This window comes from Streptomyces sp. JNUCC 63, assembly GCF_054366325.1.
Genome location: NZ_CM135963.1, coordinates 5,206,685 through 5,219,040, shown reverse-complemented (window position 1 = coordinate 5,219,040; position 12,356 = coordinate 5,206,685). Strand labels below are relative to the sequence as shown.

Annotated in this window: 7 protein-coding genes; all 7 read left to right on the top strand. The window is 75.3% G+C overall.

The features are described 5' to 3' along the window. The first annotated feature begins 16 nt into the window (after window positions 1-16). The 7 genes from ACX25U_RS23995 (at window position 17) to ACX25U_RS23965 (ending at window position 12,355) form a co-directional block, all read left to right on the top strand. The gene (locus ACX25U_RS23995; RefSeq protein WP_454383021.1) at window positions 17-1,348 is read left to right on the top strand and encodes a hypothetical protein; all 1,332 of its coding nucleotides are present in this window, start codon (window positions 17-19) and stop codon (window positions 1,346-1,348) included. Then, window positions 1,345-3,888, top strand: a complete 2,544-nt coding sequence (locus tag ACX25U_RS23990) for a tetratricopeptide repeat protein (protein ID WP_454383020.1) — start codon at window positions 1,345-1,347, stop codon at window positions 3,886-3,888. Before ACX25U_RS23995 ends, ACX25U_RS23990 begins: the two co-directional genes overlap by 4 nt. Window positions 3,889-3,900: 12 nt before the next feature. Then, window positions 3,901-5,499, top strand: coding sequence for a protein phosphatase 2C domain-containing protein (locus tag ACX25U_RS23985; RefSeq protein ID WP_454394478.1), 1,599 nt, complete (start codon window positions 3,901-3,903; stop codon window positions 5,497-5,499). A gap of 157 nt (window positions 5,500-5,656) precedes the next feature. Next, on the top strand, window positions 5,657-7,003 hold the full coding sequence (locus ACX25U_RS23980; protein ID WP_454383019.1) for a vWA domain-containing protein: 1,347 nt from the start codon (window positions 5,657-5,659) through the stop codon (window positions 7,001-7,003). 92 nt (window positions 7,004-7,095) lie between these two features. Continuing rightward, a complete protein-coding gene (locus tag ACX25U_RS23975; protein ID WP_454383018.1) occupies window positions 7,096-8,376 on the top strand; it encodes an FHA domain-containing protein in 1,281 nt (426 codons plus the stop codon). Window positions 8,377-8,500: 124 nt separating this feature from the next. Then, window positions 8,501-8,905, top strand: coding sequence for a globin (locus ACX25U_RS23970; RefSeq protein WP_454383017.1), 405 nt, complete (start codon window positions 8,501-8,503; stop codon window positions 8,903-8,905). A 162-nt stretch (window positions 8,906-9,067) separates the two neighbouring features. Further along, the gene (locus ACX25U_RS23965; protein ID WP_454383016.1) at window positions 9,068-12,355 is read left to right on the top strand and encodes an FtsX-like permease family protein; all 3,288 of its coding nucleotides are present in this window, start codon (window positions 9,068-9,070) and stop codon (window positions 12,353-12,355) included. Window position 12,356: the final 1 nt, after the last annotated feature.

Sequence of the window (12,356 nt, the reverse complement as noted above, 5' to 3'; positions counted from 1 at the left end):
CAGCGAGAGGTGATCGATGGGCGTCACGGACCCCGCCGGGCCGGTGATGGACCGGGACGAGGTGGACCGTGCGCTGGCGCGGCTCGGCTCGGAGCACGAGGCCATCGAGACCTCGCTCCTCGCCCTGCAGGACCACGCGGGCCGCAGACTCCTGGAGGGCGCCGATCTGACCGGCGTGACCAAGGAGCGCTGGGCGGCGACGGAGGCGTCGATCACGCTGCTGTGGACGTACTTCGACGCCTACAGCGGCGCGCTGCGCACCGCCCGTGGGATCCGCGCCCGCCGCCGCTGGTCCAGCCGCGAGGACCTGGTGGAGCTGACGGAACTGCTGCGCGGCGAGGCGGTCACGGTCGCGGGCTCGGCGACGGCCACCGCGAACGCGCCGACCCTGTCCGGCCCGAGCAGGCTCAGCCAGAGCTTCTCCCTGGCCGCGCTGGTGGAGCGGATGAACGAGCTGTACGCGGCCGGCCTGGACATGGTGGTCGCCGCCGACGCGGTGTGGTCGGCGCTGCCCGCGCGGATCGATTTACTGGCCGCGGAGCTGCAGCGCACCCGCCGGCTCGCGCACTCGGTCGGCGTCCGCCCCGGCGAGCACCCGGCGGGCGACGACCTGGAGCGCATCACGCGCACGCTGACCAGGCTGCGCGAGGAGGTGATCTCCGACCCGCTGGCCTTCTGGATTCCGGCACAGGGCAGTTCGGCGCCGGGCGGCGGCCGGCCGGACACCACGGTGTACGACCGTGAGGCGCGGGCGCTGGAGGAGGTGCGCCGGGAGATCGACGCCGTGCTCGGGGTGCGGCAGGACGCCGAGCAGCGGCTGATCAGGCTGCGGGACCTGCTCTCGCGCGCGGACCGCACGCTCGCCGAGGCGCGCACCGCGCGGGGCGAGGTGCTGGCGAAGATCGCGGCGACGGAGGTGCCTGTGGTCAGCGGCCCGCCGACCGTGCTGCAGGAGCAGCTGGCGACGGCCGCCGAGTACCGCAGACAGGCCCTGTGGCACCGCCTGTCGCCGCTGCTGGACTCCCTGGAGCAGAAGGCGGAGGACGAACTGCTGCGCGCCCGCGAGTCGCTGACGGCGGTCACCGCTCCGCTGGCGGTCCGCGCCGAGCTGCGCGGCCGGCTGGACGCGTACAAGGCGAAGGTGGCCCGGCACGGCCTGGCGGAGGACCCGCTGCTGGTCGAGCGGTACGACGCGGCGCGCCGCATGCTGTGGAGCGCGCCCTGCGACCTGCGGGTGGCCGAGCAGGCCGTGCTGCGCTACCAGCAGGCGGCGGCCGAAGCGCTCGGCGGCGCGCGGGTGCCGGAGCAGGGCGGGCCTCGGGACGGTGACGGTAGGGGGGAGCCATGAGTCGGGCGGGGCAGACCTGTCAGCGGCCGGAGTGCCGGGGCGCGTACGAGGACATGGGCGGCGGCGAGCTGTACTGCGACACCTGCGGTCTCGCGCCGGTCGTGTCGGCGACCGGCATGGTGGGCTCACCGCCCACCGGAGTCACGGGCGGCGGCAGGGACTCGCGGGGTTCGGCGGGCAGCGGCGGTTCGGCCTCCAGCGCGCGCAGCGCCCGCAGTTCACGTACGTCGTCGCAGTCGACCGGTTCCTCGCGGTCCCGCCGCTCGGTGTCGGGACGGCTGTCGCGCTCGCTGTCGGGCAGGTCCACCGGCCGCTCGGTGTCGGTGCGCGGCTCCGGCTCGACGGCGGGCTCCTCCGGCCGCGGCCGGCTGGGCGCGGGGCTGGTGCAGGTGCCGCAGGTGCCGCGGCCCGACCCGCACTCGATGGTGCTCGAGAACCCGGAGGTGCCGGAGCGGAAGCGGTTCTGCTCGCGGGCGGACTGCGGGGCGCCGGTGGGCCGCGCGCGGGGTGAGCGGCCGGGCCGTACGGAGGGTTTCTGCACCAAGTGCGGCCACCCGTACTCCTTCGTGCCCAAGCTGAGGGCCGGGGACGTCGTCCACGGCCAGTACGAGGTCGCGGGCTGTCTGGCGCACGGCGGGCTGGGCTGGATCTACCTCGCCGTGGACCGGGCGGTGTCCGACCGGTGGGTGGTGCTCAAGGGCCTGCTGGACACCGGCGACCAGGACGCGATGGAGGCGGCGATCTCCGAGCGGCGGTTCCTCGCGGAGATCGAGCACGCCAACATCGTGCGGATCTACAACTTCGTGGAGCACCTCGACCAGCGCACCGGCTCCCTCGACGGCTACATCGTGATGGAGTACGTCGGCGGCAAGTCGCTGAAGGAGATCGCCAACTCCCGCCGCACCCCGGACGGCAGACGGGACCCGCTGCCGGTGGAGCAGGCGTGCGCGTACGGCATCGAGGCCCTGGAGGCGCTCGGCCACCTGCACAGCCGCAACCTGCTGTACTGCGACTTCAAGGTCGACAACGCGATCCAGACCGAGGACCAGCTCAAGCTGATCGACATGGGCGCGGTACGCCGCATGGACGACGACGAGTCGGCCATCTACGGCACGGTCGGCTACCAGGCGCCGGAGGTCGCCGAGGCCGGCCCGTCGGTGGCCAGCGACCTGTACACGGTGGGCCGTACGCTCGCCGTGCTCACGTTCGACTTCCAGGGCTATACGAACGTCTTCGCGGACAGTCTGCCCGATCCCGACCACATCGAGGTCTTCCGCCGGTACGAGTCCTTCTACCGCCTGCTGGTCCGTGCCACCGACCCCGACCCGGCCCGCCGGTTCGCCTCCGCGCAGGAGATGTCCGAGCAGCTGACGGGCGTACTGCGGGAGGTGGTGTCCCTGCAGACCGGCCGTGCGCGGCCGGCCCTGTCGACGCTGTTCGGACCGGAACTGCGGGTGACGGACACGGAGTTGTTCCCCCGGCTGGACGAGGACGTGTCCCGGCTGGGGGCACGGGTGCCGCGCACACGCGGGTCCGCGCCGGCGCTCCCCGCCGGCACGGCGCACGGCAACGGCGGCCCGGACACGCCGGCCCCGCCGGGTCTCGTCCAGCCCGTCGACACGACGACCGCCGCCCTCGCCCTGCCGGTTCCCCACGTCGACCCCACCGACCCGAACGCGGGTTTTCTGGCGGGTCTGTTGACGTCGGCGCCCGCCGAACTGGTCCACGCGCTCGCGGCGGCGCCCACGCAGTCCGCCGAGACGCGGCTGCGCCAGGTCCGCGCCCGGCTGGAGACCGGCGAGCCGGACATCGCGCTGCGGATCCTGCGCGCTCTGGAGGAGGAGGACCCGGACGACTGGCGGGTCGTCTGGTACCGGGGCGTGGCCTCCCTGGTCACCGGCGACCACGAGGAGGCGGCCCTCGCCTTCGACGCGATCTACGACGCCTTCCCCGGCGAGGTCGCGCCGAAGCTGGCGCTCGCCCTGTGCGCGGAGGTGCTCGGCCAGCTCGACAACGCCGCCGAGTACTACCGCCTGGTGTGGTCCACCGACCCGAGCCAGGTCAGCGCCGCGTTCGGCCTGGCCCGCGTCCAACTGGCCACCGGTGACCGGCGCGGGGCCGTACGGACCCTGGAGTCGGTTCCGGAGTCCTCCATCCACTACACGGCGGCGCGGGTGGCGGCCGTACGGGCGCGGTTGCGGCACCGGACGGCGGCCGCGTCCGACACGCCGTTCCTGGAGGATCTGACGGCCGCCGCCGGGCAGGTCGAGGCACTTCAGGCGTACGCTCTGGATCCGGCGCGGCGCGAACGGCTGTCGGCGGAAGTCCTCGGCTGCGCCCTGGACTGGATACTCTCCGGGGGCCGGGCCGCCGACCCGGCCGCCCGGCGGGTGCTGCTCGGCAGCGACCTGGACGAGCGGGGACTCCGCTTCGGCCTGGAGCGTTCGTACCGCACGCTGGCCCGGCTGGCGCCCGGCGGCGAGGAGAGGATCGACCTGGTGGAACGTGCCAACCGTTACCGCCCCCGGACGTGGGTGTAGTTGATGTCCCAGATGCACCAGCAGGCCGCCCTGCCGAAGTGCCCGAGCTGTGCGGAGCCGGTGGAATCGGGTGACCGTTTCTGCGGCGCGTGCGGATGCGAGTTGTCCGCGGCCGCCGCGGGAGGGGGCGACACGCCGACGCTCACCATGAACGGCGCATCGGTACCGCGCCCGGCCGGCCCCGGCGAGCGCGCCGACGCCGCCGCCTGGCCCCACGCCCCGCACCCGGACGCCTCCGAGGCCCCGCCCCGTCCGCACGCGCCGGACACGCACGCGGGCGGCTCCCCGCTGCCCCCACCACCGGCACCGGCACCGGCACCGGCACCGGCACCGCAGCCTCAGCAGCAGGCAGCAGCCCAGCCCTCGCGCCAGGCGGAGCCGCAGGCTCAGGCGGCGGCCGAGCCGCAGCCTCCGCGGCAACCGCAGACTCAGGACCAGGACCAGGCGCATCGGGCCGCCCAGCCCTCGCGCCGAACGGCGCCGCAGCCGCCAGCCCAGGCAGCAGCCCAGCCGCAGGCCCAGGCATACCCGGCAGTTCAGCCTCCGCAGCAGGCGGAGCCACAGCCGCCGATCGGCGGCTCCCCCGCGTCACCGGCCTGCGGTGTGCGGCTCGACCGGCCCGCGGAGCCCGACGAGTACCCGCTGCAGGCGCCGGACCCGCGGGTGGCCGCGGACGCCGCCGCCCCGGACGAGGGCGCCGCGGTGTGCGTGGCGTGCCGGGCGGGGCGGGTCGACAGCGACGGTTACTGCGAGAACTGCGGGCACGCCCAGCCGCGCGAACGCGACCACATGGAGCAGGAGTCGGGCCCGGTCGCCGCGGTCAGCGACCGGGGTCTGCGTCACCACCGCAACGAGGACGCCTTCGCCGTCGGCCACACCGCGCTGCCCGACGGCTCGCCCGCGGCCGTGGCGATCGTCTGCGACGGCGTGTCCTCCGCGACCCGCCCCGACGACGCCTCACTGGCCGCCTCGCGGGCGGCGGGCGGGTCACTGCTGGCCGCGCTCCCCCGCGGCACGCATCCCCAGCAGGCCATGCACGAGGCGATCGTGGCCGCCGCGAAGGCGGTCGAGTCGCTCGCCGAGGAGCCCGCGACGGCCCGCGAGCACGCCCCGCACCAGAACGCGCCGGCCTGCACGATCGTCGGCGCGGTGGTCACCTCCGGCCTGCTGGTCGTCGGCTGGGTCGGCGACAGCCGCGTCTACTGGGTGCCGGTGGACCGCTCCGCGCCCCCGGCCCGGCTCACCGAGGACGACTCGTGGGCCGCGCAGATGGTCGCCGCGGGCCTGATGACCGAGGCGGAGGCGTACGCCGACGAGCGCGCCCACGCGATCACCGGCTGGCTCGGCGCGGACGCCTACGAACTCGAGCCGCACACCGCCTCCTTCAAGCCGGACCGGCCGGGTGTGGTCCTGGTGTGCACGGACGGGCTGTGGAACTACGCCGAGACGGCCGAGGAGATGGCCGAGGCCGTCCCCCTCGACGCCGCCGTACGGCCGCTGCACAGCGCCCGGGTGCTGGTCGGCCACGCCCTGGACGGCGGGGGCCACGACAACGTAACAGTGGCCGTCCTGCCGTTCCCGGCCCCGCCGCAGGGGGCAGGATCGCCCTGAGGGACGTGTGCCGGGGCATGCCGTGACACGTGGCACGTGACGGGAGCCCGGACCCGGGCCCTCACCGACGGGGAAGCTCCGAGGGGCCGGAGGGGACCGGTCCGTTCACAGTCGTCGTCCCCGCGCGCGGGGGTTCCAGAGGGGGATCTGGGAAGGCATGGCCAATTTCTCGAAGTCCAGCGTGCCGCGGTTCTCGGTGGACGTGTACCAGAACGAGTACCTGCCCGAGGGCGGCCGGGAGGTCAACGCGATCGTCACGGTCACCGCGACCGGCGGTGGCACGATCGGCGGCGCGGTGGCGGCGCCCCACCTCTACACGCCCGGTCGGGGGCCGTCCGCGGCGGTGGCGCTGATGGTCGACTGCTCGGGTTCGATGGACTACCCGCCGACCAAGATGCGCAACGCCCGGGACGCCACGGCCGCCGCGATCGACACCCTGCGCGACGGCGTGCACTTCGCGGTGATCGGCGGCACGCACGTGGCCAAGGAGGTCTATCCGGGCGGCGGCCGGCTCGCGGTCGCCGACGCCACCACCCGCGAGCAGGCCAAGCTGGCGCTGCGCAGGCTGAGCGCGGGCGGCGGCACCGCCATCGGCACCTGGCTGCGGCTGGCCGACCGGCTGCTGTCCTCGGCCGAGGTCGAGATCCGGCACGGCATCCTGCTCACCGACGGCCGCAACGAGCACGAGTCGCCCGAGGACCTCAGGCGGGCGCTCGACGACTGCGCGGGACGCTTCACGTGTGACGCGCGTGGCGTGGGCACCGACTGGGAAGTGAAAGAAGTCACAGGGATCGCCTCCGCGCTGCTCGGCACCGCCGACATCGTCGCCGACCCGGCCGGTCTGGCCGCCGACTTCACGCGGATGATGGAGACGGCGATGGGCAAGGAGGTCGCGGACGTCGCCCTGCGGGTGTGGACGCCGGTCGGCGCGACCATCAAGTTCGTCAAGCAAGTCGCCCCCGTGGTCGAGGAGTTGACGGAACGTCGCACCGAGGCGGGCCCGCGTGCCGGGGACTATCCCACCGGTTCCTGGGGGGACGAGTCCCGTGACTACCACCTCTGCGTGGAGGTGCCCGCGGCCGGCATCGGCCAGGAAATGCTCGCGGCCCGGGTCTCCCTGGTGGTCCCACAACCGGACGGAACGGCACAAAACCTGGGCGCGCAGGGCCTCGTACGGGCCGTATGGACCGACGACATGGCCGCCTCCACCTCGATCAACCCGCAGGTGGCCCACTACACCGGGCAGGCCGAACTGGCACAGGTCATCCAACAAGGTCTCGACCTTCGCAAGGCAGGCGATATCGATGGAGCAACGGCCAAACTGGGCCGGGCCGTTCAGCTCGCCGGCGCCTCGGGGAACGCGGATACTGCGAAACTGCTTGCGAAGGTGGTGGACGTGGTCGACGCGGCGACAGGTACTGTGCGACTGAAGGCGAAGGTCGAGGAGGCCGACGAGATGACTCTCGAGACACGGTCCACCAAGACTGTTCGTGTGAAGAAGTGACCTGGCACCACCGCGACAGACAGCGAGCCCGGCCCCTCGGGGTTGGAGAAATCCGGTCGAGACGGCCGGAAAGGAGAGGGGGAAGGGCCGACATGCCGACCTGCCCGAACGGACACCAGTCGGGTTCCGAAGACTGGTGCGAGGTGTGCGGTCACCGCATGGCCGGTGCCGTGCCTCCGCCTCCCCCGCCGCCCCCGGTCGGCGGCTACGGCTTCCCGCCCGCGCCGGGGCCGGGTGGGCCCGGCGGGCACCCGCACCTGTCCGCCGTGCCGGACCCCGAGCCGGAGCTCTGCCCGCAGTGCCGTACGCCCCGTGAGGGCGGTGCGCCGTTCTGCGAGGAGTGCCGGTGGAACTTCCTGACGAACACGGCGACCTCGTACACCCCCGCCGCGCCACGCCCGTCGGCGCCCGGCCCCGGTCCCGGCCCGGGTGCCCCCCGCTTCCCGCAGCCGCCCGGCCCGTCCTTCGGCGGCGACTCCTACGAGTACCAGGGCTCCCGGCCCTCGCAGGTGAACCGCCCGGCCGAGCCGATCCCGCCGGGCCCGCCCTTCGGCACCGAGCCCCCGGGCCGCCCCGGCGGACCGGGCGGCCCCGGCCCCTCGGGTTTCGGCCCCGACCCGTCGCGGCCGGTCCCGCCGCCGCCCGGGGCGGCCCACCCCGGCGGACCGGGTGGTCCGGGCGGCCCCGGTGTGCCCGGGGGCGCACCGCAGGCGTTCCAGCAGGCCGGTCCGCCGGCCCCGCCCGGGTTCCCGCGGGAGACGGGCCGGCCCCAGCCGGGCGGCCCGTCCTTCGGCGGTGACGACGACTGGGTGATCTCTCCGCCGTCGGCCACGGGCCCGTCCGGTCCGTCCGGTCCGGCCGGTCCCGGTGGTCCGGGTGCGGGCCAGGGCGGCGGCTACGGCTACCCGCAGCCCGGCGCCACCCAGGCCCCGCCCGGCCCGGGCTTCCCGCACCAGCCGCAGCAGCCGGCGACCTGGACGGCGACGATCGGCCCGGACCGCGAGTACTTCATGGCGATGATGCAGCGCTCCGGCCCCGAGGCCGCGGGCCTGAACCTGCCCGCGTACTCGCCCGAGCAACAGCACACGCTCACCGGCAACCAGGTCACCATCGGCCGCCGCCGGCACTCCACCGGCGACACCCCCGACATCGACCTGTCGGTGCCGCCGGAGGACCCGGGCGTCTCCCACCAGCACGCGGTACTGGTCCAGCAGCCCGACGGCAGCTGGGCGGTCGTCGACCAGAACTCGACCAACGGCACCACGGTCAACGGCTCCGAGGAACCCATCCAGCCCTTCGTCCCGGTCACCCTCCAGGACGGCGACCGGGTCCACGTGGGCGCCTGGACGACGATCACGATCAGGCGCGGCTAGAACGCCCTGCCCACCGGACCGTGCCGGGAGGGGCGGGCCGCCACGGCCCCCTCCCCGGCTCCGGCCCCAGGTCTCCGGTCCTAGGCCTCCGGTCCTCGGTCCCCGCGTCTGAGAGCATGGACGCGTGAATGAGATTCGGCGCGGCACGCTTCAGGAGCAGACCTTCTACGAGCAGGTCGGCGGGGAGGAGACCTTCCGTCGGCTCGTCCACCGTTTCTACGAGGGGGTCGCCGAGGACCCCGAGCTGCGGGCCATGTACCCCGAGGAGGACCTGGGTCCGGCCGAGGAGCGGCTGCGGCTGTTCCTGATCCAGTACTGGGGCGGTCCGACGACGTACGGCGAGCGGCGCGGGCACCCGCGGCTGCGGATGCGGCACGCGCCGTTCCGGGTCGACCGGGCGGCGCACGACGCCTGGCTGCGGCACATGCGGGTCGCGGTCGACGAGCTCGGCCTGTCGCAGGAGCACGAGCAGACGCTGTGGAACTACCTGACGTACGCGGCGGCGTCGATGGTGAACACACCGGACTGAGCCGCCCCTTCGCCGGTCCCCCCGTCCCCGGAGTCCCGGATTCCGGTCGTTCCGCGCCGGATTCCGGTCACGATCCGATCAACCTCGGTCCACGAGCGCTACCCGGACCCCGTGTCCTCTGAAAGCATCGCCCGGAGGTCTGGACAACTCCGGGGGGAGCGGGTGGCGGGATTCACGGGATTCGTCCTGCTGCGTGCGCGGGCGCACCGGCTGCTGCTGGCGGCCGCGCTGCTCACGGTCCTGCTGACCACGGCGGTGCTGGCGACGCTCACCGCGTACTCCGGCGCCCTCGGCGACGCGGCGCTGCGCCACTCCCTGCGGGACCCGCGCAACGCGGCCGGCACCACCCTGGCCGTCCGGACCGACGTGCCGCCCACCGGGCGCGCGGCCACCGAGGCCGCCGGCGCCGCCGTACGCGAGCAGGCCCGCACGGCCTTCGACGGTCTGCCGGTCACCGTACGCACCCTGGTGCGGTCCGGCCCGTACGGCCTGCCCCTCTCCTTGCGGCCCCCGACGCAACGGTCCGGCGATCCGGACCTGACGTACTTCGCGGCCCTGGACCCCACGCAGATCCGGCTCGTCTCCGGCCGTCCGCCCCGCGGGACCGCGACGGGGAACGACCTCGAGGCCGCGCTGCCCGTGGCCTCCGCGCAGCGTCTCGGCCTGGAGCCCGGCGCCCGGCTCACCCTCGCCGACCGGCTCGGCGGCCCGAAGGTCCATGTGCGGATCACCGGGCTGTACCGGCCGGCGGACGCCGACGCCCCGTACTGGCGACTGGACGACCTGGGCGGCCGCGGGATCCGCAAGGTCGGCTTCACGATGTACGGACCGCTGCTGGCCGGCCCCGGTGTCGTCGGCGGCGGGAAGGTGAGCACGGGGCAGAGCGCGTGGCAGGCGTCCGCGGACTTCTCGACGCTGACGACCGACCGGACGGGGGCGCTGCGCGACGCGGTCCGCGAGGGTGCCGCGTCCCTGCGGAAGACGGCCGCGGTGGGCGGCGCGCCGGAGGTCACGACCTCGCTGCCCGACGTCCTGGACCGGATCGACCGCTCCCTGCTCGTCGCCCGCTCGACCCTGCTGATCGCCGCGCTCCAGCTGGCGCTGCTCGCGGGCTGTGCCCTGTTGCTGGTGGCCCGGCTGCTGAGCAGCGAACGCGCCGGTGAGACCCGCCTGTTGCGGGCGCGCGGCGGCTCCCGGGCCCGGCTCGCGGGCCTCGCCGCCACGGAGGCGCTGCTGCTCGCCGTGCCCGCCGTGGCCTGCGCGCCGCTGCTGGCCGGGCCGCTGACCGGGCTGCTGGCCGGGCAGGGCGCCCTGGCCCGGATCGGGCTGCACCCGGACGTCTCGGCGACCGGGCGGGCCGGGGTGTGGCTGGTGGCGGCGGCCGTGGCGCTGGGCTGCGCGCTGGCGGTGACGCTGCCCGCGCTGACCTCCTCGTCGGCGGCCGGCCGACGGGCCCGGGCACTGCCCGCGCCGCTGCGGGCGGGCGCGGACATCGGACTGCTGGCGGTGGCCGCCGTGGCGTACTGGCAGCTGAGCCGGCAGCCGTCGGGCGCGGTCGGCGACGACCGGACGGGCACGCTCGGCATCGACCCGCTGCTGGTCACCGCCCCCGCGCTCGCCCTGCTGGCCGGGACGGTGCTGACCCTGCGGCTGCTGCCGCCGGTGGCCCGGCTGGCCGAGCGCCGCGCCGCCGGGGGCCGCGGGCTGCCGACGGCGCTGGCGGGCTGGCAGTTCAGCCGCCGTCCGGCGCGCGGGGCCGGCCCGGTGCTGCTGCTCGTCCTCGCCATCGCGCTGGGCATGCTGGCGATCGGTCAGGGCGCTTCCTGGGACCGTTCGCAGGACGACCAGGCCGACTTCCGGGCGGGCGCGCCGGTGCGCGTGCTGGCCGCCGGTGAGGGGGACCTCGGCCGCACCGAGCAGTACGCGGCCGTCCCGCACGTCCGCGCCGCCGCCCCCGTCGTCCGCACCACGCTGCCGCTCGCCGGCGACCGCACCGCGACCGTCCTCGCCCTGGACACCGCTCGCGCGGCGGACTCGGTGCTGATGCGGCCCGACCTGGCGCCCGAGCCCGTACGCCCGCTGCTCGCCGGGCTCGCGCCGAAGACCGCGACCGCGGGAGTGAAGGTGCCCGCGGGCACGGCCCGGCTGCGGTTGACGGCGGCCCTGCACAGCTCCGGGACGGGAACGTCGGTGGACGCGGCGGTCACCCTGGAGGACCGCTACGGAGTCCCGTACCGGATGCCGCTCGGCGCGCTGCTCACCGACGGCCGCCCCCGCCCCCTGGACGTGGACCTCCCCGCCGTCACGGGGCCCGTGATCCTCACCGCCCTCGACCTGAACATGGTCCAGCCCGTCGACCGCGCCGAGCAGCACCGCCTCACCGTCTCCGCGGTCACCGCCACGGGCGGCGACGGGACGGTACGGCACCTGCCGCTGCCGACGGCCTGGAAGGCGACCTCGGCCGGCACCGACACCGTCTCCCCCCTCGACGGCGGCGCCGCCCCCGCCAAGCCGGTCGTGACGTCCACCCACCCGCTGACCGTCGCCTACGGCACCGGCTACGTGCCGCACGAGATGCCCTGGGTCACGGGCACGGTGACCGTGCGGCTCCAGGTCGCGCAGCCCGCGCAGCCGGAGATCGCGGCCGTGGCGACCGACCGCTTCCTGGAGTCCGTGGGCGCGCGCCCGGGGCAGCGGGTGGACGTGAGGTTCGGCGGCCAGAACCTCCCCGTCCGCATCGTCCGTTCCCTGCGGGCGCTGCCCACCACGGCCGTCCCCGAGCAGGGCGGTTCCGTGGACGCGGCGCACGACGGCGGCGGCCTGCTGGTGGATCTGCGGTCGGTGAACCGACTGCTCCAGACCCGCTACGGCGACCGCGTCGCGCCCACCGAGTGGTGGCTGGGCACCGACGCCCACCACGTGACGGACGTGGCCGCGGCCCTGCGCGCCCTGCCGGACATCGACCCGGCGCAGGTCGTCGTGCGGGACGAGATCGCCGACCGGTTGCGCGACGACCCGTTCGGCGCCGGGCCCGCGGCCGCGTTCACCGCGGCGGCCGTAGTGGCGGCGGCACTGGCCGCGGTCGGCTTCGCGGTGAGCGCCGCCGGGTCGCTCAGGGAACGGGACGCCGAGTTCGCCGTACTGCGCGCCCTGGGCGCCCCGCGCCGCCGGCTGGCCCGGATGCTCGCCGCCGAACAGGGCGTGCTGCTGGCCCTGGCTCTGGTGGTCGGCGTGGCCCTGGGCACCGTGCTGACCCGGGCCGTGATCCCCCTGATCATGCTGACCGGTCAGGCCACGAAACCCGTGCCGACCGTGCTGGTCCACCTGCCGCCCGCCCAGGTGATCGCCCTGCTGGCGGCCGTCGCCGCCGGGCCGCTCGTCGTCACGGCGGTGCTGGCGCTGCGCCGGGCCGACCCGGCGGTGTCCCTTCGAGACCGCGGAGGTGAGTGAG